At 39.4% G+C, this 21669-nt stretch carries 20 protein-coding genes; 19 read left to right on the forward strand and 1 reads right to left on the reverse strand.

Annotation, left to right across the window (positions count from 1 at the left end; genetic code table 11):
* Window positions 1-331: 331 nt before the first annotated feature.
* The 5 genes from ACYTR8_RS05640 to ACYTR8_RS05660 all read left to right on the forward strand — a co-directional run bounded on the left by ACYTR8_RS05640 (window position 332) and on the right by ACYTR8_RS05660 (window position 6118).
* Window positions 332-946: a YutD family protein gene (locus ACYTR8_RS05640; RefSeq protein WP_269760281.1), complete on the forward strand. Its 615-nt coding sequence runs from the start codon at window positions 332-334 to the stop codon at window positions 944-946.
* Between the two features lie 3 nt (window positions 947-949).
* On the forward strand, window positions 950-2032 hold the full coding sequence (gene rlmN / locus ACYTR8_RS05645; RefSeq protein ID WP_269760282.1) for a dual-specificity RNA methyltransferase RlmN: 1083 nt from the start codon (window positions 950-952) through the stop codon (window positions 2030-2032).
* Window positions 2033-2036: 4 nt separating this feature from the next.
* Window positions 2037-2552, forward strand: coding sequence for a VanZ family protein (locus ACYTR8_RS05650; RefSeq protein WP_479641821.1), 516 nt, complete (start codon window positions 2037-2039; stop codon window positions 2550-2552).
* Window positions 2553-2646: 94 nt separating this feature from the next.
* Entirely contained in the window at window positions 2647-4395 is a 1749-nt protein-coding gene (locus ACYTR8_RS05655; protein ID WP_443597275.1) for an ABC transporter ATP-binding protein, read from the forward strand.
* Entirely contained in the window at window positions 4382-6118 is a 1737-nt protein-coding gene (locus ACYTR8_RS05660) for an ABC transporter ATP-binding protein (protein ID WP_479641822.1), read from the forward strand. The genes ACYTR8_RS05655 and ACYTR8_RS05660 overlap by 14 nt, the downstream gene beginning before the upstream one ends.
* A gap of 35 nt (window positions 6119-6153) precedes the next feature.
* Here ACYTR8_RS05660 and ACYTR8_RS05665 read toward each other — a convergent pair whose 3' ends face one another.
* Complete coding sequence (locus ACYTR8_RS05665; RefSeq protein WP_479641823.1) at window positions 6154-6789, reverse strand: A24 family peptidase; 636 nt, start codon at window positions 6787-6789, stop codon at window positions 6154-6156.
* Between the two features lie 218 nt (window positions 6790-7007).
* On the opposite strand from ACYTR8_RS05665, the gene ACYTR8_RS05670 reads away from it, so the two are divergent.
* The 14 genes from ACYTR8_RS05670 (at window position 7008) to ACYTR8_RS05735 (ending at window position 21665) form a co-directional block, all read left to right on the forward strand.
* Window positions 7008-7535: a Dps family protein gene (locus tag ACYTR8_RS05670; protein WP_111717121.1), complete on the forward strand. Its 528-nt coding sequence runs from the start codon at window positions 7008-7010 to the stop codon at window positions 7533-7535.
* Between the two features lie 141 nt (window positions 7536-7676).
* Window positions 7677-7880: a YqgQ family protein gene (locus ACYTR8_RS05675; RefSeq protein ID WP_111717119.1), complete on the forward strand. Its 204-nt coding sequence runs from the start codon at window positions 7677-7679 to the stop codon at window positions 7878-7880.
* A gap of 4 nt (window positions 7881-7884) precedes the next feature.
* Window positions 7885-8856 carry an ROK family glucokinase gene (locus tag ACYTR8_RS05680; protein ID WP_479640754.1) on the forward strand — a complete coding sequence of 324 codons (972 nt, stop codon included), beginning with the start codon at window positions 7885-7887 and terminating at the stop codon, window positions 8854-8856.
* A 9-nt stretch (window positions 8857-8865) separates the two neighbouring features.
* A complete protein-coding gene (locus ACYTR8_RS05685; RefSeq protein WP_111717115.1) occupies window positions 8866-9246 on the forward strand; it encodes a rhodanese-like domain-containing protein in 381 nt (126 codons plus the stop codon).
* Between the two features lie 189 nt (window positions 9247-9435).
* On the forward strand, window positions 9436-11277 hold the full coding sequence (typA, locus tag ACYTR8_RS05690) for a translational GTPase TypA (protein ID WP_111717113.1): 1842 nt from the start codon (window positions 9436-9438) through the stop codon (window positions 11275-11277).
* Between the two features lie 104 nt (window positions 11278-11381).
* Window positions 11382-11633 carry a DUF3165 family protein gene (locus ACYTR8_RS05695; protein WP_003054124.1) on the forward strand — a complete coding sequence of 84 codons (252 nt, stop codon included), beginning with the start codon at window positions 11382-11384 and terminating at the stop codon, window positions 11631-11633.
* Between the two features lie 260 nt (window positions 11634-11893).
* Window positions 11894-13549 carry a transglutaminase domain-containing protein gene (locus ACYTR8_RS05700; RefSeq protein ID WP_479641824.1) on the forward strand — a complete coding sequence of 552 codons (1656 nt, stop codon included), beginning with the start codon at window positions 11894-11896 and terminating at the stop codon, window positions 13547-13549.
* A gap of 244 nt (window positions 13550-13793) precedes the next feature.
* Window positions 13794-15152 carry a UDP-N-acetylmuramoyl-L-alanine--D-glutamate ligase gene (murD, locus tag ACYTR8_RS05705; RefSeq protein WP_479641825.1) on the forward strand — a complete coding sequence of 453 codons (1359 nt, stop codon included), beginning with the start codon at window positions 13794-13796 and terminating at the stop codon, window positions 15150-15152.
* A complete protein-coding gene (locus ACYTR8_RS05710) occupies window positions 15152-16234 on the forward strand; it encodes a UDP-N-acetylglucosamine--N-acetylmuramyl-(pentapeptide) pyrophosphoryl-undecaprenol N-acetylglucosamine transferase (RefSeq protein WP_479641826.1) in 1083 nt (360 codons plus the stop codon). Before murD ends, ACYTR8_RS05710 begins: the two co-directional genes overlap by 1 nt.
* Window positions 16235-17383: a cell division protein FtsQ/DivIB gene (locus ACYTR8_RS05715; RefSeq protein ID WP_479641827.1), complete on the forward strand. Its 1149-nt coding sequence runs from the start codon at window positions 16235-16237 to the stop codon at window positions 17381-17383.
* Window positions 17384-17593: 210 nt separating this feature from the next.
* Window positions 17594-18958, forward strand: coding sequence for a cell division protein FtsA (ftsA, locus tag ACYTR8_RS05720; protein WP_015057885.1), 1365 nt, complete (start codon window positions 17594-17596; stop codon window positions 18956-18958).
* Between the two features lie 23 nt (window positions 18959-18981).
* Entirely contained in the window at window positions 18982-20301 is a 1320-nt protein-coding gene (ftsZ, locus tag ACYTR8_RS05725; RefSeq protein WP_479641828.1) for a cell division protein FtsZ, read from the forward strand.
* Between the two features lie 2 nt (window positions 20302-20303).
* Window positions 20304-20975 carry a YggS family pyridoxal phosphate-dependent enzyme gene (locus ACYTR8_RS05730; protein WP_046176954.1) on the forward strand — a complete coding sequence of 224 codons (672 nt, stop codon included), beginning with the start codon at window positions 20304-20306 and terminating at the stop codon, window positions 20973-20975.
* A 12-nt stretch (window positions 20976-20987) separates the two neighbouring features.
* Window positions 20988-21665 (forward strand): cell division protein SepF, encoded by a 678-nt coding sequence (locus ACYTR8_RS05735; RefSeq protein ID WP_479641829.1) that lies wholly within the window; start codon window positions 20988-20990, stop codon window positions 21663-21665.
* Window positions 21666-21669: the final 4 nt, after the last annotated feature.

Here is a 21669-nt window from a genome sequence, read left to right on the forward strand (position 1 = left end):
TTGAAAGATTATTTAGCCCAATTATTTGGAGAAAGAGGCTAAGCAGATGATTGATTTAAAAAGGAATCTTTTCAAAATTGATGTCCGGGCACAAAAGGATGAAGAGAAAGTTTTCATGCGTACGGCGTGTTCATGACTTGTTTCCTACTTACAAAAGCTTAAAAATAGTGTATAATAGATGAGTTACGGGTAACGTTGAAACTCGGTTTTGTCAGTCACTCTAATTCTAAGGAAGTAAACTATTCCTACATGATTGACAAGAGTAGCAGGAGTTACCACGATTGAAATAACCTAACCATTGATATTTAAGGATTCTTATGAAAGGAGTCACATGAAAAAAGACATTTCACCAGAAATGTATAACTACAATAAATTTCCTGGGCCAGAATTTAGTCACTTTGACCAGCAGGTCAAAGCAGAAGGTATAGAGTTCCTCTTGCTTGAAAATGTTAAAAATGCCTTTGATACGATCAGTTTTGGTCAACGTTATACAGAGATTTTACTCAAGTACGACTATATTGTTGGCGATTGGGGAAATGAGCAACTACGTCTCAAAGGGTTTTACAAGGACAGCAATGACATTAAAAAAGCAAACCGCATTTCACGCTTAGAAGACTATATTAAAGAGTTTTGCAATTTTGGCTGTGCCTATTTTGTTTTAGAAAATCCTAATCCTAAAGAAATCACTTTCGAAGAGGAGCGTCAGCCAAGACGGAAAAAGTCCTCTAAGTCAAAACCAAATCGACGGAAATCAGGTCAAACAAATCCACAGGTAGCACCTCAAAAAAACAAACAGAAGCGTTCTCCAAAGGAAAAACCAGCTGACAAACAAACCTTTACTAGTAAAAAGCGTAAAGAAAACAATAAGAGCAAGTCGAAACGTAATCAGACCAAGCAGCTTAATGCTAAGTCCGATCACTTTATTATCAGAAAGAAGGATCAGTAATCCATGAAACCATCCATTTACAGCTTGACCCGGGAAGACTTAATTGCTTGGGCTGTTGACCACGGACAAAAGAAATTTAGAGCTATCCAAATTTGGGATTGGCTCTATAAAAAACGTGTTCAGTCTTTTGATGACATGACTAATATTTCCAAAGATTTTATTGCTATCTTAAAGGAAAATTTTTGCGTCAATCCTCTTAAGCAACGCATTGTTCAAGAGTCAGCTGACGGAACTGTTAAGTATTTGTTTGAGTTACCAGATGGTATGCTCATTGAAACAGTTTTGATGCGCCAGCATTATGGGCATTCTGTTTGTGTTACAACACAAGTTGGTTGTAATATTGGCTGTACCTTCTGTGCTAGCGGCTTAATCAAAAAACAGCGTGATTTAAACAGTGGTGAAATCACAGCTCAGATTATGCTAGTTCAAAAATATTTTGATGAGCGTGGTCAAGACGAACGTGTCAGTCATGTGGTTGTTATGGGAATTGGTGAGCCATTTGACAATTACCAAAATGTGATGAGTTTCTTACGGACGATTAATGATGACAATGGTCTGGCTATTGGTGCTCGCCATATCACGGTATCAACTTCCGGTTTGGCGCATAAGATTCGTGAGTTTGCTAACGAAGGAGTGCAGGTTAATTTGGCGGTATCACTTCATGCCCCTAATAATGACTTGCGTTCAAGCATCATGAGAATCAACCGATCTTTCCCACTTGAAAAACTTTTTGCAGCCATTGAGTATTATATTGAAACAACTAACCGTCGTGTAACCTTTGAATACATCATGTTAAATGAGGTCAATGATGGTGTTGAGCAGGCCCAAGAGTTGGCAGACCTGACTAAAAATATTCGCAAATTGTCTTACGTTAACTTGATTCCCTACAATCCTGTTTCAGAACACGACCAATACAGTAGAAGTCCTAAAGAACGCGTTTCAGCATTTTACGATGTGTTGAAGAAAAACGGTGTCAACTGTGTCGTGCGTCAAGAGCACGGTACCGATATTGATGCGGCCTGTGGACAATTACGTTCCAATACCATGAAAAAAGACCGTGAAAAAGCTGCAGCAACCAACGCATAAGAGGATGCTAAAGCAAGTCTTTAATCAAGAAGGATTAGTGAGGAGAAAATGGCGGTGTTTTTTCCTCCTTGTTCTAGCGGCTTATGGTTTGGCCATTGTTTTGATGTGTTTTACCCCTCAACCCAACTTGTTTGAAGGCATACAAACACCACATGTCATAGCAGTTGGACGCCTTCGTTTCCTCTTGGTACCTTTGAATAGCCTATGGTCGCTACCTCAATTGTCAACCCCTTTGGAACTTAGCTGGGTTATTGGGCAAAATGTAATGAATGTTTTTTTACTCTATCCCTTGGTTTTTATGATTCATTGCCTATGGAAAAATTGGCACAGCTCAAGCAAAAGTTTATGGCTAGGGTTTAGAATCAGTTTGATCATCGAATTGACCCAACTGTTGCTTGATGTTCTGATAGATGCTAATCGAGTATTTGAGTTGGATGACTTGTGGACAAATAGCTTGGGTGCTTTATTGGCCTTTTATAGTTATCGATGGCTGCATCATCGCCTGTCTAGGTCTTTGTAAGACGAATGTAAGCTAAATTTCTCTCCAATGGAGAGACTTTTTATTACTGATATAAAATTAGATTGAAAGATATATTAATGCGGAGGGAGAGTTAATGTCTATTTTGAAAAACTTATGGTGGTTTTTTAAGGAAGAAAAGAAACCCTATCTTATCGGGATTTTATCCTTAAGTTTGGTGGCTTTTTTGAATTTAATTCCCCCAAAAATCATGGGGATTGTGATTGATGGGATTACTAGCCAGAGACTAACTAAAAGCGAGTTGCTTTGGTACCTTTTTTGGCTTATCATAGCTGCTTTAGCAATGTATGCCTTACGCTACGTCTGGCGAATCTGTATTTTTGGGACGTCTTATCGATTAGGACGTGTCATGCGTTTTAAACTCTTTGAGCACTTTACCAAGATGTCTCCTTCTTTTTACCAACGTTATCGGACAGGGGATTTGATGGCCCACGCGACCAATGATATTAATTCCCTTACTCGTTTGGCAGGAGGTGGGGTTATGTCTGCGGTTGACGCCTCGATAACAGCGATTGTGACCTTATTAACCATGCTCTTCACAATTTCTTGGCAAATGACAGTCATTGCAGTCTTGCCTTTGCCCCTGATGGCTTACGCAACTAGTCGTCTAGGGCGCAAAACTCATAAGGCATTTGGAGAATCTCAGGCAGCTTTCTCAGAATTGAATAACAAGGTTCAAGAAAGTGTAACTGGTATTAAAGTGACCAAATCGTTTGGCTATCAAAGTGATGAAGTAGCTTCTTTCCAGGAAATCAATCAGATGACCTTTAAGAAGAACATGAGAACGATGTTTTATGATGTCATGTTTGATCCGGTGGTGCTTCTTTTTATTGGCTTATCCTATGTGCTAACCTTATTAGTTGGGGCTTTTATGATCAAGGCTGGGCAAGTAACGATTGGGAATTTGGTGACCTTTATGACCTACCTCGATATGCTCGTCTGGCCGTTGATGGCAGTTGGCTTTTTATTCAATATGGTTCAACGGGGAAGTGTCTCCTATGAGCGTATCAGTCAATTATTAGAACAAGCCTCGGATGTTGAAGAAAGCAGTCATCCCTTAACAACAATTTCTAATGGTTCTTTGACCTACGATATCAATCATTTTTCTTACGATAAAGAAGAAACATTGACCGATATTCATTTCAGGTTAGAAAAAGGACAAACCTTAGGATTGGTTGGACAGACAGGATCGGGTAAAACAAGTCTTATTAAGCTTCTGTTGAGAGAATATGACGTGACTGATGGCGCTATTTGCTTGAATAATCACAATATTAAGGATTATCGTCTTAAAGATTTGCGGCATTTAATGGGCTATGTTCCTCAAGACCAATTTTTATTTGCGACTAGTATTTTAGAAAATGTTCGTTTTGGTAATCCTAAGTTATCGGTTGAGGAAGTAGAAGCAGCGACACGTCTCTCCCATGTCTATAATGATATTATGGAAATGCCACAAGGTTTTCATACCTTAATCGGTGAAAAAGGGGTGTCCTTATCTGGTGGGCAAAAACAACGGATTGCGATGAGCCGTGCGATGATATTGGACCCAGATATTTTAATTTTAGATGATTCCTTATCAGCTGTTGATGCCAAAACAGAGCATGCTATTATTGAGAACCTGAAACAAACAAGACAAGATAAGACAACCATTATTACCGCTCACCGTTTGAGTGCGGTTGTTCACGCAGATTTGATTTTGGTTTTACAACATGGTCGTATTATTGAGAGTGGCCGTCATGAGGATTTGGTAGCAGCGGGAGGTTGGTATGCTAAAACCTATGCCTCACAACAATTGGAAATGGAGGTAGAAGACCATGAGGACAAATAATCAATGGCAAGTTTTTAAACGCCTCTTATCCTATTTGAAACCTTATAAATGGCTCACTCTATTTGCCTTAGCGCTCTTATTGTTAACCACTGTTATCAAAAGTATCATACCGTTGATTGCGTCACGCTTCATTGATCACTATTTGACAGCTTTGAATCAGCCAGCTTTCCTACTTTTATTGGGTTACTATGGCATGTACCTCATTCAAAGTGTAGTTCAATACCTTGGGAATCTCTTTTTTGCACGTGTGTCATATAGTATTGTCAGAGATATCAGACGGGATGCCTTTGCTAAAATGCAGGCGTTAGGTATGGCTTATTTTGATAAAACGCCAGCAGGTTCTATTGTCTCTCGGATAACCAACGACACCGAAGCTATCAGTGATATGTTTTCGGGCATATTATCTAGTTTTATTTCTGCTATTTTTATTTTTTCTGTGACCCTTTATACCATGCTGTTGTTAGATGTGACCTTAACAAGCCTGGTCGTGATTTTTCTTCCTTTTATTGTGATTTTGGTCAATCTTTATCGAAAAAAATCTGTGCAAGTGATTGATAAAACAAGAAGTTTACTCAGCGATATCAACAGCAAACTGGCAGAAAGTATCGAAGGGATTCGTATTATTCAGGCATTTGGACAAGAGGATCGATTGAAAGATGAGTTTGAAGTCATCAACCAAGAGCATGTTCGTTATGCCAACAAATCGGTAGCTTTAGATAGTATTTTCTTACGTCCAGCCATGTCCCTTTTGAAACTGTTAGCGTATGCGGTATTAATGGCTTATTTTGGTTTCAAAGGACTTAATGGTGCCATTACGGCTGGGATGGTGTACGCCTTTATCCAGTACATTAATCGTTTATTTGATCCTTTAATTGAAGTTACTCAAAACTTTTCAACTTTGCAGACCTCGATGGTGTCAGCAGGTCGTGTCTTCAAATTAATTGACGAAGAATTCTTTGAACCACAGCAAGCTAATCAACCAATTAAAGTCACAGAAGGGAATATTTCCTTTAAAAACGTGTCATTCTCTTATGATGGTAAACAAAAGGTTTTGGATAATATTTCTTTTGAGGTTAAGAAAGGAGAGACCATCGCTTTTGTAGGAGCGACAGGTTCTGGGAAGTCTTCTATCATTAACGTTTTCATGCGCTTTTATGACTTCCAATCGGGACATATTTTACTTGATGGGCATGATATTCGTGATTATTCTCAAGAGGAATTGCGCCAGTCTATTGGGTTAGTTTTGCAGGATCCATTTTTATATCATGGGACTATTGCTTCCAACATTCGGATGTATCAAAGCCTAAGTGATGAAGAAGTCAAAGCTGCAGCTGCTTTTGTCGATGCGGATCAATTTATTCAAAAATTACCAGACCAGTATCAATCTCCTGTTAGTGAAAGAGGGGCAAGCTTTTCGACAGGTCAGCGGCAGTTATTAGCATTTGCAAGAACCGTAGCCAGCAAGCCTAAAATTCTAATTCTTGATGAAGCGACTGCCAATATCGATTCTGAAACAGAAGCTATTGTACAACGTTCTCTAGCTAAAATGCGGCAAGGCCGTACAACCATTGCTATTGCTCATCGCTTATCAACCATTCAAGATGCTAATTGTATCTATGTGCTTGATAAAGGAAAAATTATTGAACATGGATGTCACGAAGAATTGCTTAATCAAAAAGGTACCTATTATAAAATGTATCAATTACAAGCAGGGATGCTATAAAACCTTAACCCTAGTCACCAAAGTGGCTAGGGTTTTTAGTAGATTAAGTATTTTTCAAGAAAGATAATACAAAGTAACCCAAAAGTTAAGTAAGGGATAAAGGGAATGTGTTTTGTACGTAGCAATAAGCAAGCAGCAATACCTGCTAAAGAGGCCAGTTGGACTAGCCAGATAAGAGACATTAAGTCAAACACTAACGCCAAACTCGCGAGATACAGAAAATCCCCTGCGCCAATTGAAAAAGGTCGGAGATAGGCTAACAGTCCTAACAACAGTAATAAAAGCGAGGTGTGGTTAATGGAGTAAAAAGGGAGCAAACTAACAAAAGTCACTAGCCATAAAAGGAAAGGGTATTCTTGTGATTGCCCATCAAAGAGACTGAGTAATAAAGAAAATAGTAGCAAATAGCAGTGCCTCACGTCCATCCAGCCTACCAAGGTTGCCATAAAGATTGTAAATAAACTAATTTCTAAAGTAAAGTAAGTATGATAGCTGACGAGGACATGCTTAATCAATGATAGCTGACAGTGCTGTAATTTTTCCTTGAGAGGGATTGATTCATTGGCAGTATTAGCTATTTCTTCTTGGCTCGCGTTTGTAAAAAAATGGAGTAAGTAGCGAAACAGTAGGCTTAAAAAGAGAGCAAGACAGAAACTAAAAAAGATATTCATACTTACTTATTCGAAAATAAATCAAATACTTGCAATCTTTTCCTAATCGTTGTAAAATAAAGTTATGAGACGAGAATGATTCTAAATAAGGTGTTTAGCCTGTTAGTTCAGTCCGTTATTGTCGAATAGGATTAGGCGACAACGATTCCTTCTTGATGAGTAATCGTTGCTCACCCTCCATTCTTGCCCTTTAAGCCGAAAAGTAAGGAGACGTTATTATGACAAATACACTCGTTGACAATATTTATGCTTCAGTAACCCACAATATTTCTAAAAAAGAAGCTTCTAAAAATGAAAAAACAAAAGCTGTTTTAAACCAAACAGTAGCTGACTTATCTGTGGCTGCCTCTATTGTGCACCAAGTACACTGGTATATGCGTGGTCCAGGTTTCTTGTACCTTCACCCAAAAATGGATGAATTACTGGACAGCTTAAATGCTACCTTAGATGAAATGAGCGAACGCTTGATTACCATCGGTGGTGCACCTTATTCTACTCTAGCTGAATTTTCACAACACTCTAAGTTGGATGAAACAAAAGGTAGCTATGACAAAACAGTTGCCCAACATTTGGCAAGATTGGTAGAAGTTTACCTTTATCTAAGTAGCCTTTTCCAAGTTGGTTTGGATATTACCGATGAAGAAGGCGATGCTGGAACAAATGATTTGTTTACAGCAGCTAAGACAGAGGCTGAAAAAACCATTTGGATGCTCCAAGCAGAGCGTGGACAAGGTCCAGCACTTTAATTAACAATGCCTTAGGATGAAAGAAGTCAATGATAAAATTGGCTTCTTTTTGATGGAGTCATCGGTTCATTTTCAGAAACATAGAAAGCGATTCCATGCTTGTCTTGAAATCTGCCTTAGAATTTGCTAAAATCTAGTTATATGAAAACACTATATGATGTGCAACAACTGTTAAAAAACTTTGGCATTTTTGTTTATCTTGGCAAACGTCTCTATGATATTGAAATGATGAAGATTGAATTGCAGCGCCTCTACGATAGCGGCCTGTTAGACAAGAATGACTATTTAAAAGCCGAGTTGATTTTACGGCGTGAGCATAGATTAGAAATGGAAAAAGAAGGATAGGCAAATGAGTCAAAAGTTACTGGGGATTGATTTAGGTGGAACAACTGTTAAATTTGGTATTTTAACAGCAGCAGGAGAAGTTCAAGAAAAATGGGCAATTGAGACTAATATTTTAGAAGGGGGCAAGCACATTGTCCCTGATATCATCGCTTCCATCAAACACCGCTTGGAATTATATGGTCTAAGCAGTGCAGATTTTATTGGTATCGGTATGGGGTCACCAGGGGCTGTTGACCGTACTGCTAATACAGTGACCGGGGCATTCAACCTTAACTGGAAAGAAACTCAGGAAGTCGGTTCCATTATTGAAAAAGAATTAGGTATTCCTTTTGCCATTGATAATGATGCCAATGTGGCTGCTCTTGGTGAGCGTTGGGTTGGAGCTGGCGAAAACAATCCTGATGTTGTTTTCATGACACTAGGAACTGGTGTCGGTGGGGGGATTATCGCCGATGGTAACCTGATTCATGGTGTTGCAGGAGCAGGTGGTGAAATCGGCCACATGATTGTTGAGCCGGAAAATGGCTTTGCTTGTACTTGTGGCTCACACGGCTGTTTGGAAACAGTAGCCTCAGCAACAGGTGTTGTCAAGGTAGCACGTTTATTGGCAGAAGCTTATGAAGGAGATTCTGCTATTAAAGCCGCCATTGATAATGGAGACAATGTCACCAGCAAAGATATTTTTATGGCAGCAGAAGCAGGGGATACCTTTGCAGATTCTGTTGTGGAAAAGGTTGGTTACTATCTTGGTCTTGCGTCAGCAAATATCTCCAATATCTTGAATCCAGATTCAGTGGTTATTGGTGGAGGTGTGTCGGCAGCAGGAGAATTCTTACGTTCACGCATTGAAAAATATTTTGTGACCTTCACCTTCCCACAAGTGAGGCATTCCACTAAAATTAAGATTGCAGAGCTTGGTAACGATGCTGGTATTATCGGTGCAGCTAGCCTTGCTCGGCAATTTATCACAGAATAGGAGGGGGATATGTCTCCAATCACACTTATCTTATGGTTACTCCTTTTAGGAATTATTGGCTATTACACATGGAACTATTTCTCTTTTCGGAGAATGGCAAAGCAAGTTGATAATGACACCTTCAAAGACTTGATGCGTCAAGGTCAATTGATTGATTTACGAGAGCCAGCGGCTTATAGAAACAAACACATCCTAGGAGCTCGAAATTTTCCAGTGCAACAATTTGAAGCAGCTATCAAAGGTCTTCGCAAGGACAAACCCGTTCTTATCTACGAAAATATGCGGCCGCAGTACCGTGTGCGTGCGGTTAAATTACTCAAAAAGGCTGGTTTTGAGGCTGTCTATGTTTTAAAAGACGGTATTGATTACTGGGATGGCAAAGTTAAATAAATAATTTAGAAAATCATAACATGGAGTTAAGGGAGTTTAGGCAATCATTGTCTAGAAAACCTTAGCTCTTTTTTGGGTATATAAGTGCTTGCTGAAAATCTGAAAACATTTACAATTGATTAAAACCAGTTTTTTAAAACATTTTGTGTTATACTTGTTTAGTTAAAATATATTTACTTAGAGGAACAAATGACTAACTTAAGAAACGATATCCGTAACGTAGCGATTATTGCCCACGTTGACCACGGAAAAACAACACTTGTAGATGAATTATTAAAACAATCCCATACTCTTGATGAGCGTAAAGAGCTTCAAGAGCGTGCCATGGATTCCAATGACCTTGAAAAAGAACGTGGGATTACAATCCTTGCGAAAAATACGGCAGTAGCCTACAACGATGTTCGTATTAACATCATGGATACCCCAGGACACGCGGACTTCGGTGGTGAAGTTGAACGTATCATGAAAATGGTTGACGGGGTTGTTCTTGTTGTGGATGCCTACGAAGGAACAATGCCTCAGACTCGTTTCGTATTGAAAAAAGCACTTGAACAAAATCTTATCCCAATCGTTGTGGTGAACAAGATTGACAAACCTTCAGCTCGTCCAGCAGAAGTTGTAGATGAAGTGCTTGAATTATTCATCGAACTTGGTGCCGATGATGAGCAATTGGAATTCCCAGTTGTTTACGCATCAGCTATCAATGGCACATCATCATTATCAGATGATCCTGCTGACCAAGAGCATACTATGGCACCGATCTTTGATACGATCATTGATCATATTCCAGCGCCAGTTGATAATTCAGCTGAGCCTTTGCAATTCCAAGTGTCACTTTTGGACTACAACGATTTCGTAGGTCGTATCGGTATCGGTCGTGTCTTCCGTGGTACTGTTAAAGTGGGTGACCAAGTAACCCTTTCAAAACTTGATGGTACCACTAAAAACTTCCGTGTGACAAAACTGTTTGGTTTCTTCGGTTTGGAACGTCGTGAAATTCAAGAAGCAAAAGCAGGTGACTTGATTGCTGTTTCAGGTATGGAAGATATCTTTGTTGGAGAAACCATTACACCGACTGACTGTGTGGAAGCTCTGCCAATTCTTCGTATTGATGAGCCAACGCTTCAGATGACTTTCTTGGTCAATAACTCTCCTTTTGCAGGACGTGAAGGTAAATGGATCACGTCTCGTAAAGTTGAAGAACGCTTATTGGCAGAATTGCAAACAGACGTTTCACTTCGTGTTGACCCAACAGATTCTCCCGATAAGTGGACTGTTTCAGGCCGTGGTGAATTGCACTTGTCAATTCTTATCGAAACCATGCGTCGTGAAGGCTATGAACTTCAAGTATCACGTCCAGAAGTTATCATTAAAGAAATTGATGGTGTCAAATGTGAACCCTTCGAACGCGTTCAAATTGACACGCCAGAAGAATACCAAGGTGCTATTATTCAATCCCTTTCAGAACGTAAAGGGGACATGCTTGATATGCAAATGGTTGGTAATGGTCAAACTCGTTTGATTTTCTTGATTCCTGCTCGTGGTTTGATTGGTTACTCAACAGAGTTCCTTTCAATGACACGTGGTTACGGGATTATGAACCATACCTTTGACCAATACATGCCAGTCGTTGCTGGTGAAATTGGTGGCCGTCATCGTGGAGCACTTGTTTCTATCGATAATGGTAAGGCAACCACTTATTCAATCATGCGTATTGAAGAACGTGGAACTATCTTTGTTAATCCGGGAACAGAAGTCTACGAAGGAATGATTGTCGGTGAAAACTCACGTGACAATGACCTTGGGGTTAACATTACAACGGCTAAACAAATGACAAACGTTCGTTCAGCCACTAAGGACCAAACAGCTGTGATTAAAACACCTCGTATTCTGACGCTTGAAGAATCATTGGAGTTCTTGAATGATGACGAATACATGGAAGTAACGCCAGAATCTATCCGCTTGCGTAAACAAATTTTGAATAAAGCTGCGCGTGATAAAGCTAATAAAAAGAAAAAATCAGCTGAATAAGCCATAAAAAATGAATAACAAAAAGATGTTTAGGAAAGAGACTATTCTAAAGGTCTTTTTGCGTCTAAGGGTTACCTACTTTATTAGAATCAAAGGAGATGAGGATGTTCTATCTTATTATTGCTGCCTTAATTATTTCCTATTATCTGTTTATGGCACCTAAAAGTGTGCGTAATACGCTTGGTATGATTGGACTTGTGGGTTTAGTTGCCCTCCTCATTGTTTTGGCAGGATTGAGTTTCATCAAAATCATGCAGACACCTCCTGAGATAGTTGTAGGACTCGGGATGATAGTATTGGGATACTATGCTTTGAAAGACTTACTCAAAATGCCAAAAAAATCAAAAGTGAAATAACTAGTCTTGATAAGGTTCATCATCTCTCTTCAGAATTCATGAAAAATAATGTTTCTACTGGGATGATGCCTTAGTTTATCAGTTATCAAAAGGACTGTGCTCGTTCGACACAGTCCTTTTTGCAATGCTAATCGGCATTAGTTGATATTCTAAAATTATTTTAATGTTTTGTTTATTAAAAATATTAAAAAATTTTACATTTTCTAAAAAAAGTAATATAATACTATTAGGTATGGATGATATAAAAAGGAGGACTAGCTATGAAAAAAATGCTAGGTCAATTAGGAGTAGTGGCCCTATCAACTTGTTTTTTGGTAGCACCATTATATGTTAAAGCTGATACTAACCAATCAAGTATGGTATCTCGAGAATTGGATCGGAAAGATCATCTTTCGCAAACAGACCATCTTGAAAAAGTAAGTGCCAGCACGGCGCAAGTTGTTGAAGGAGTTATTCAAGAAAGGGATGGCGACAGTCTGACAGCTTTAAATGCCTATGTCCTCGGGACAGATGAGCATTTTCGAGTTTGGCTGTTCGAAATGGAACGAAACCTAACGGATCAGTTAGGTTCAGATTATGGTTCACAATACGACTTTGTCAAAATCAATCATAAGTGGGTTAATGGGGGAGATTCACTTTTATTGATAAAGAAAACAGGCTATGTTCTTAATAGCTTAGAAGAGTATAATGCGTTAGTTCGCAAAACTATTCAGGATTTTGATTTGACAGATAAATTAGTGGTTGCTAGTTTTAATTTAAATGAGAGTATTCCTTTAAAATTATTATTAGCTAACGCTGGATTATCTATTGGTCAACAATCACATGATGTCACTATTGGCTCTCAAACACTTTATTCAAGAAATATTCGCATGATGAATTATGTTGAAGGTGTTGGCAGTGGGGTTATTGGAGGCTATGAAAATTCAAATGCTAGCCTGGAACGTTACCTTGCGAACGATGAGAAAATTAAAGCCTTGATTGAAAAGTCGGGAGCAATGAAAGAGACGACTGAAAAAGAAAGGCTACGTAAATGGTGTCTTTATGTCACAAATACCTTTGATTACGATTTAGAAGGTAGTAGCATTGATAATAAGCAAGCCTATTACAGAGCTTCAGATATCTTTTCAGTGACCGAACGTCAAAAAGCGGTATGTGTCGGCTATAGCGCCATCACAGCAAGGGCCCTTAACCTAATGGGCATTAAAGCTTATGTCGTTGGTGGTGTCAATGATAGTGGCATTCCTCACCAGGTAACCAGAGTTCATTATGATGGGGCATGGTATTATCTCGACACAACGAGTGGCAATCGTCCAGATAAAAAAGTAGAAATCACTCATTTTGGAAGAAACTATACGCCTGTGGAAATGTCAGTTCGTGAGGCCAATGGTCTTAGAGAAATGGAATACAGTAAAGCTTTTGAAGACTGGATGATGCGAAGCAACCCTAGTGAATGGCTGGTTTATGGTCGTAACCTTCAGGGAGAAAAAGCAAGTGCCACAACCTATTTATATAACCAAGCTTTTGCAGAACTGTTTAAAAACCAATCAACGAAGATGACGTATTCACCAAAAGCAAGTAATGACGATAATCAGCCAGTTCCAGTTGAAGAAGAGTATGCTGAGGAAGTGACAACTTCCAGTCAAGGTTCTCTTTTTAGCAGTCCAGCTACTTTTGGCGCTGATGTTATAGGAAATAGTAGAGACATTAATTCTAGAAATGTGGTTAGCCAAGGAACATGGTATCATAATGAGCAAGGACAATATCGCTATGCTGTAAATGGTCAATTTGTTCAAAATCAATGGGTCAAAGATAACAATTACTATTACTACTGCGGCAGCGATTGTAATGTGGTAACAGGGAGTTATCAGATTGAAGGAAAATGGTACGTTTTTGACCAATTCGGACGTTTAACTTAAGGTATTGGGAGATTCTTGAGTGATAGCATCCTTAACGTCAGGCTGGGAGACTTGATGTAGTTAGTAGAAAAGGCAAATATCCCTGCGGATGTTTGTCTTTTTTGATGCCGAAAAAGAAATAAAGGCAGCTCTTTTTGGAAACGGATTCTAATTTAGAAAGCATCAGGTCCTTTTTTAAAATCTTGAAAAAGCTTTTAAATAAAGGTAAAATAGAAACCAAATAGAATGGATAGTGTGGGCTCAGATGAAAAAAATCAGAGAATTTCAAAATAAAAAAGTATTAATATTAGGCTTAGCTAGATCGGGCGAAGCAGCCGCAAGACTCTTAACCAAACTAGGTGCTCTTGTCACCGTCAATGATGGCAAACCTTTTGAAGAAAACCCAGCAGCACAAGCCTTGTTGGAAGAAGGTATTAAGGTTGTTTGTGGCAGTCATCCCCTAGAATTATTGGATGAAGACTTTGAATATATGGTCAAAAATCCGGGAATTCCTTACGATAACCCTATGGTTACACGTGCGCTTGAAAAACAAATTCCTGTCTTGACCGAAGTTGAGTTGGCTTATTTGGTATCCGAATCCCCTATTGTTGGGATTACAGGGTCGAATGGAAAAACAACGACTACAACAATGATTGCCGATGTCTTAAATGCAGGTGGTCAATCTGCTTTATTATCAGGAAATATTGGTTATCCTGCCTCCGAAGTCGTTCAAAAAGCTAGCACTAATGACACGCTAGTAATGGAATTATCCTCTTTCCAATTAATGGGGGTTGACGCGTTTAATCCCCATATCGCTGTTATCACAAACCTGATGCCCACTCATCTCAATTATCATGGGAGTTTTGAGGATTATGTGGCAGCCAAATGGAGGATTCAGGCTGAAATGACAGCTGAAGACTATCTCATTTTAAATGCTAATCAAGAAATCTCAGCGGCCTTAGCTAAAACAACTAAGGCAACGGTCATTCCTTTTTCAACTCAAGAAGTGGTGGACGGAGCCTATCTGGAAGACGGCATGCTTTATTTTAAAGGACATCCTATAATGCCTGCGGCTAACTTAGGTGTCCCGGGTAGTCATAATATTGAGAATGCTTTAGCAGCAATTGCCGTGGCTAAATTGTCTGGCATTGCCGACGATGTTATTGTGGAAGTTCTTTCTCATTTTGGGGGTGTTAAACATCGCCTACAACTTGTCGGGAAAATTAAAGATATAACCTTTTATAATGACAGTAAATCAACCAATATCTTAGCGACTCAGAAAGCTTTATCTGGCTTTGACAATAAGAAGCTAGTTTTGATTGCAGGTGGACTAGATCGGGGAAATGAATTTGACGATTTAGTACCAGACCTTAGAGGTTTGAAACAAATGATTATTTTGGGAGAATCAGCGGAGCGTATGAAGCGAGCAGCGGAAATGGCAAATGTTCCTTACCGTGAAGCAGCTGATGTTGCTGCTGCGACTGAATTAGCTTTCCAAGAAGCGCAGGCAGGAGATACAATCTTGCTTAGCCCAGCCAATGCTAGTTGGGACATGTATCCTAACTTTGAGGTCCGCGGGGATGAATTTTTGACAACTTTTGCAAAATTAAAAGGAGATGCCTAATGTCTAAGAAGATTGTATTGACAGGTGGCGGAACCGTGGGTCATGTGACCTTAAATTTAATTCTTATTCCAAAGTTTATCAGCGACGGCTGGGAAGTACATTACATTGGAGACAAGAACGGCATTGAGTACCAGGAAATCAAAAAATCAGGACTTGATGTGACTTTTCATGCCATTGCCACTGGAAAGCTGCGCCGCTATTTTTCATGGCAAAATGTAGTGGATATCTTTAAGGTTGCGCTAGGCTTGTTGCAGTCACTGGTGATTATCGCTAAGATTCGACCGCAAGCGCTTTTTTCTAAAGGTGGTTTTGTTTCCGTTCCACCTGTCATGGCTGCTAAATTGCTGGGGAAACCAGTGTTTATTCACGAATCTGATCGATCAATGGGGCTTGCTAATAAAATTGCCTATAAATTCGCGACCACAATGTATACCACTTTTGAGCAGGGCCACCTTTTGCCTAGAACCAAGCATCTTGGTGCGGTAACAAAGGTTTCACTAACTGCCCAAGAGGTGTCGGGTACCACTCAACTTGAGGCCATTAAGTCTTATTTTAATAGTGACTTAAAAACCCTTTTATTTATTGGAGGTTCGGCAGGGGCTCAAGTCTTTAATCAGTTTGTTAGCGACCATCCGGAGTTAAGGCAGACTTATAATATTATTAATGTGACGGGAGATCCTAATCTTAATGAACTGAGTCCTAATCTCTATCGTGTAGATTATGTCACGGATTTATATCAGCCCTTAATGGGGATGGCGGATCTTGTTATCACTCGAGGAGGCTCGAATACCCTCTTTGAATTATTGGCAATGGCTAAGCTACATCTCATTGTACCTCTGGGAAGAGAAGCTAGCCGTGGTGATCAATTGGAGAATGCCGCTTATTTTGAAGCAAAGGGCTATGCCAAGCAGTTGTTGGAACCCGAATTAACTTTGGATAATCTTAAAAAGACAATAAGAGAATTGTTCGATCACCAAGCGCATTATGAGGCAACGATGTTAGCCACAAAGGACATTCAGTCGTTGGACTTGTTTTATGACCTTTTGAGAGCCGATATTAGCTCCGCGATTAAGGAGAAGTAAATGGCAAAAGATAAAGAGAAAAAAAATGACGATAAGCTCATTTTGACAGAATGGCAAAAACGCAATATCGAATTTTTGAAGAAAAAGAAACAGCAAGCTGAGGAAGAAAAAAAACTCAAAGAGAAACTGTTGACTGAGAAAAAAGCACAACTTCAATCGACTTCAGAAGAAGATAAACCAGTTGAGCCCAAAGATGAGACGAAAAGCCCAAGTGCGGATGAACCACCTGTTCCTAAGAAGAAAAAAAAGATCAAGAAAGTAAAAGAGAAAAGTTTAAGTCAAATTGCCTTTCAAAAATCCTTACCTGTTATATTAGTATCGCTATTACTCATGGCAGCATCTATTTTTATGATTACCCCTTACAGTAAGGTTAAAGATTTTTCGATAAAAGGTAATCATCAAACGGATTTAGAAGAATTAGTAAAAGCAAGTAAGGTGAAAGCTTCAGATTACTGGCTCACCTTAGTGACATCCCCAGGTCCTTATGAACAAGCCATTGTTGACGCTAACCCCTGGGTTAAGTCTGTTAAGATGTCTTATCAGTTCCCTAATCATTTCCAGTTTAATGTGACCGAATTTGAGGTCATTGCCTACGCACAAGTTGAAGGAGGTTTTCAACCTATCTTGGAAAATGGTAAGCGGGTTGATAAGGTTAAGGCTTCAGAACTGCCAAAATCTTTTTTGATCATTAATTTAGAAGATGAAAAAGCTATCCAAGAATTGGTTAAACAACTAACAACCTTGTCTAAATCTTTAGTCAAAAACATAAAATCAGTTTCTTTGGCTGGTTCTAAAACCACATCAGATTTATTGGTTATTGACATGCATGATGGCAATCTGATCAGGGTTCCGCAATCACAACTTACCTTAAAACTACCTTACTATCAAAAATTGAAAAAAAATCTTGAAAGTGATAGTATAGTTGACATGGAAGTGGGAATCTATACCACAACAGCTGACATTGAAAATCAAGTAGAAGTACCAGTAACAACAGAACAAAATGCGTCTAACAAAGAAGGCGAAAGTGCTGATAGCAATCCGTCTCAAGACCAGTCAGGAAATCAACATGCTACTGATACAGGACAAGGTCAAGCGTCTGAGGCAACAGAGGTTACTAATCCAGATCAGGCAAGTCCATCGAACACCTAATTTTGGTATCGAAAATGCTTGTAAAAAGCCTTTTAAAACCAGATATAATCATGTTTGATTAAATTGACTAGAAAAAGTTAAGTTTATATAACAAAATGCGTAAAATGATAACATTTTACGTTTTTTTATGTTATAATATTCTCTGAATAATTCTGTTTTTTAGCAGTTTTTAGAATAGTAAAAGTTTGGAAAGTAAGTGAGGTCAAGTGAATGGCTAGAAATGGCTTTTTTACTGGTTTGGACATTGGAACAAGCTCAATAAAAGTTTTAGTTGCAGAATTTATTTCTGGTGAGATGAACGTCATTGGTGTGAGTAATGTTCCAAGTGCCGGCGTAAAAGATGGCATAATAATTGATATTGAGGCAGCAGCGACTGCCATCAAAACTGCAGTAGAACAAGCAGAAGAAAAAGCAGGAATGACAATTGAAAAGGTGAATGTTGGGTTACCAGCAAATCTGCTTCAAATTGAGCCAACACAGGGGATGATTCCTGTTCCAAGTGAATCAAAAGAAATCAAAGATGAAGATGTTGACAGTGTGGTAAAATCAGCCCTCACAAAAAGCATTACACCCGAACGTGAAGTGATTTCATTGGTTCCAGAAGAGTTTATTGTTGATGGTTTCCAGGGTATTCGTGATCCACGTGGTATGATGGGGATTAGGTTAGAAATGCGTGGCTTGATTTACACTGGCCCAAGTACCATCTTACACAATTTACGTAAAACGGTGGAGCGTGCAGGCATCAAGGTTGAAAATATTATTATTTCACCATTAGCAATGGCTAAGACTGTTTTAAATGAAGGTGAACGTGAATTTGGCGCTACTGTTATTGATATGGGCGGTGGACAAACAACAGTTGCCTCAATGAGAGCTCAAGAATTACAGTACACTAATATTTATGCAGAGGGTGGTGAGTATATCACCAAAGATATCTCTAAAGTGTTGAAAACCTCTTTGTCTATTGCTGAAGCCTTGAAATATAATTTTGGTCAAGCTAACATGGATGAAGCAAGTCTGACAGAGACGGTTAAAGTAGATGTAGTTGGTAGCGAAGAACCAGTTGAAGTGACTGAACGTTACTTGTCTGAAATTATTTCAGCCCGTATCCGCCACATTTTAGATCGTGTGAAACAAGATTTGGAAAGAGGGCGCTTGCTTGATTTACCAGGTGGTATTGTTCTCATTGGTGGTGGTGCTATTATGCCAGGTGTGGTTGAAGTTGCCCAAGATATTTTTGGAACAACTGTAAAACTTCACGTTCCAAACCAAGTTGGTATTCGAAACCCAATGTTTGCGAATGTGATTAGCTTGGTAGAATACGTGGGCATGATGTCAGAAGTAGATGTTCTTGCTCAAAATGCGGTTTCAGGTGAGGAATTCTTGAGACGTAAGCCAATTGACTTTACTGGTCAGGAGTCTTACTTGCCGGACTACAATGAGGCAAGAAGATCCGAAACACCTGTTCGCTATGAACAACAAGTACCACAAGCAACCTATGAGCCACAAGCACCTGCTGAACCTAAGCAAAAGATTTCAGAACGCGTTCGTGGTATCTTTGGAAGCATGTTTGACTAAAAGTAATAAAGTGAGGAAATAAAATGGCATTTTCATTCGATACGGCATCAATTCAAGGTGCAATCATTAAAGTAATCGGTGTTGGTGGAGGTGGCGGAAACGCCATCAATCGCATGATTGATGAAGGTGTTGCAGGTGTTGAGTTTATCGCTGCAAACACTGATATTCAAGCATTGAGTTCATCAAAGGCTGAAACAGTTATCCAGCTTGGACCAAAATTAACGCGTGGTCTAGGTGCTGGAGGCCAACCGGAAGTTGGTCGTAAAGCTGCTGAAGAAAGTGAAGAAGTTTTGTCAGAAGCACTTACAGGTGCAGACATGGTCTTCATCACTGCTGGTATGGGTGGTGGATCTGGTACAGGAGCTGCACCAGTAATCGCACGTATTGCTAAAAGTCTAGGAGCCTTGACTGTAGCTGTTGTTACTCGTCCATTTGGATTTGAAGGAAATAAACGTGGTAACTTTGCAATTGAAGGTATCCAAGAATTGCGCGAGCAAGTTGACACGTTATTGATTATTTCAAATAATAACCTTCTTGAAATCGTTGATAAAAAAACACCATTGCTTGAAGCACTTAGCGAAGCTGACAACGTCCTACGCCAAGGTGTTCAAGGTATTACTGATTTGATTACAAGCCCAGGCCTTATTAACCTTGATTTTGCCGACGTGAAGACTGTTATGGCAAATAAAGGAAATGCCCTTATGGGTATCGGAATTGGTTCTGGAGAAGAACGTATCGTTGAAGCAGCTCGTAAAGCCATTTATTCGCCACTTCTTGAAACAACCATTGATGGCGCAGAAGACGTTATCGTTAACGTGACAGGTGGACTTGACATGACCCTTACAGAAGCAGAGGAAGCTTCTGAAATCGTTGGTCAAGCAGCTGGTCAAGGAGTTAACATTTGGCTAGGAACATCTATTGATGATACGATGAAGGATGAAATTCGTGTCACAGTTGTTGCGACTGGTGTGCGACAAGATAAGGCTGAACAAGTATCTGGCTTCCGTCAACCACGTACATTTACTCAAGCAAATGCTCAACAAGCAGCTGGTGCTCAATATGCTTCAGAACAAGTGAAGCAACCTGTTCAACCAGGTTTTGACCGTCGTTCAAGTTTCGATTTTGATATGGGTGAAACACGCGAGATGCCGAATGCACAAACGTCTTCCCCAAGTCATAACCAGAACCAAGGGTCAGCATTTGGTAACTGGGATTTGAGACGTGATAATATTGCTCGCCCAACAGAAGGTGAACTGGATAACCAATTAAACATGTCAACTTTCTCAGCAAATGATGACATTGACGATGAATTAGAAACACCACCATTTTTTAAAAACCGTTAATAATGGATTTACAAAAAAATAAAAGGATTGTTTTTGACAATGTCCGCTTAGCTACTGAAGCAGCTCATAGACCTGAACATAGTGTTTCGGTCATAGCTGTGACAAAATATGTGGACAGTACAATTGCAGGTCAGCTTATTGATACCGGAATCGAGCATATCGCTGAAAACCGTGTGGATAAATTTCTTGATAAATATGAAGCATTAAAAGATAAATCGGTGACATGGCATCTCATTGGAACCTTACAACGTCGTAAAGTAAAGGATGTTATCAATTTTGTTGATTATTTCCATGCTTTGGATTCTGTAAAGTTAGCTTCAGAAATTGAAAAGAGAGCTGATCATCCTGTAAAGTGTTTTCTACAAGTTAATATTTCTGAAGAAGATAGCAAGCATGGCTTTAAGGTCTCTGAGATTGAAGCAGCAATTGAGGAGATTGGTAAGATGGAAAATATCCAGCTTGTCGGTCTTATGACGATGGCGCCAGCAGATGCTAGTCAAGAAAGAATTGCCTCTATCTTCCGAGAAGCTAATCAATTGAGAAAAAACTTGCAGTCAAAAAAAAGAAAGAACATGCCTTTTACAGAATTGAGTATGGGTATGAGTGGCGATTATTCAATTGCTATTCAGGAAGGCTCAACTTTCGTTCGTATTGGAACGTCTTTCTTTCACTAAATGGAGAATAAGATGGCAATTAAAGACACATTTAATAAGATGATTTCTTATTTTGATACTGATGGTGTTAATGAAGTGGAAGAAGAAGCAACAGATGCAACTGAAGAAGTTGCTTCAAGACCACAGCAGTCAGTGAGACCAAGTAGTCAGCCACAACAGGCACCGAGAGTCAGCCAATCACAACAAAGTCAACAAGTAAGACATCAAGCGCAGCCTCAGTCAAGACCTCAAACACAACCAAGACCTCAAACACAACCAAGACCAAGTGCATCTGAACGTCATTATCAGACGCAGGCAAGAAGTTCGCAAGAATCTATTGAGAGAAGGGGAAATCCAACCGTTCAAACTGCTGCTAGTCGTCGTGAGCAATATCAGCATGCTAGTCAACCTGATCAAACAACAATTGCCTTGAAATATCCTCGTAAATATGAGGATGCTCAAGAAATTGTTGATCTTCTGATTGTCAATGAGTGTGTCTTGATTGATTTTCAATACATGCTAGATGCTCAAGCTAGACGCTGTTTGGATTTTATTGATGGTGCAAGTAAGGTTCTTTATGGAACCTTGCAGAAGGTGGGGTCTTCTATGTATTTGTTGACCCCATCAAATGTATCTGTTAATATTGAAGATATGAATATCCCAAATAACGGCCAAGATATTGGTTTTGACTTTGATATGAAGAGACGGTAACTTA

The organism is Streptococcus sp. F2, from assembly GCF_056500955.1.

Coding starts and splice junctions, on each gene's coding strand:
- ACYTR8_RS05735 (WP_479641829.1), top strand. CDS start 20,988: ATGGCAATTAAAGACACATTTAATAAGATGATTTCTTATTTTGATACT.
- ACYTR8_RS05655 (WP_443597275.1), top strand. CDS start 2,647: ATGTCTATTTTGAAAAACTTATGGTGGTTTTTTAAGGAAGAAAAGAAA.
- murD (WP_479641825.1), top strand. CDS start 13,794: ATGAAAAAAATCAGAGAATTTCAAAATAAAAAAGTATTAATATTAGGC.
- ACYTR8_RS05675 (WP_111717119.1), top strand. CDS start 7,677: ATGAAAACACTATATGATGTGCAACAACTGTTAAAAAACTTTGGCATT.
- ACYTR8_RS05665 (WP_479641823.1), bottom strand. CDS start 6,789: ATGAATATCTTTTTTAGTTTCTGTCTTGCTCTCTTTTTAAGCCTACTG.
- ACYTR8_RS05695 (WP_003054124.1), top strand. CDS start 11,382: ATGTTCTATCTTATTATTGCTGCCTTAATTATTTCCTATTATCTGTTT.
- ACYTR8_RS05680 (WP_479640754.1), top strand. CDS start 7,885: ATGAGTCAAAAGTTACTGGGGATTGATTTAGGTGGAACAACTGTTAAA.
- ACYTR8_RS05685 (WP_111717115.1), top strand. CDS start 8,866: ATGTCTCCAATCACACTTATCTTATGGTTACTCCTTTTAGGAATTATT.
- ACYTR8_RS05715 (WP_479641827.1), top strand. CDS start 16,235: ATGGCAAAAGATAAAGAGAAAAAAAATGACGATAAGCTCATTTTGACA.
- rlmN (WP_269760282.1), top strand. CDS start 950: ATGAAACCATCCATTTACAGCTTGACCCGGGAAGACTTAATTGCTTGG.
- ftsZ (WP_479641828.1), top strand. CDS start 18,982: ATGGCATTTTCATTCGATACGGCATCAATTCAAGGTGCAATCATTAAA.
- ACYTR8_RS05640 (WP_269760281.1), top strand. CDS start 332: ATGAAAAAAGACATTTCACCAGAAATGTATAACTACAATAAATTTCCT.
- ACYTR8_RS05730 (WP_046176954.1), top strand. CDS start 20,304: ATGGATTTACAAAAAAATAAAAGGATTGTTTTTGACAATGTCCGCTTA.
- ftsA (WP_015057885.1), top strand. CDS start 17,594: ATGGCTAGAAATGGCTTTTTTACTGGTTTGGACATTGGAACAAGCTCA.
- ACYTR8_RS05650 (WP_479641821.1), top strand. CDS start 2,037: ATGCTAAAGCAAGTCTTTAATCAAGAAGGATTAGTGAGGAGAAAATGG.
- typA (WP_111717113.1), top strand. CDS start 9,436: ATGACTAACTTAAGAAACGATATCCGTAACGTAGCGATTATTGCCCAC.
- ACYTR8_RS05660 (WP_479641822.1), top strand. CDS start 4,382: ATGAGGACAAATAATCAATGGCAAGTTTTTAAACGCCTCTTATCCTAT.
- ACYTR8_RS05670 (WP_111717121.1), top strand. CDS start 7,008: ATGACAAATACACTCGTTGACAATATTTATGCTTCAGTAACCCACAAT.
- ACYTR8_RS05700 (WP_479641824.1), top strand. CDS start 11,894: ATGAAAAAAATGCTAGGTCAATTAGGAGTAGTGGCCCTATCAACTTGT.
- ACYTR8_RS05710 (WP_479641826.1), top strand. CDS start 15,152: ATGTCTAAGAAGATTGTATTGACAGGTGGCGGAACCGTGGGTCATGTG.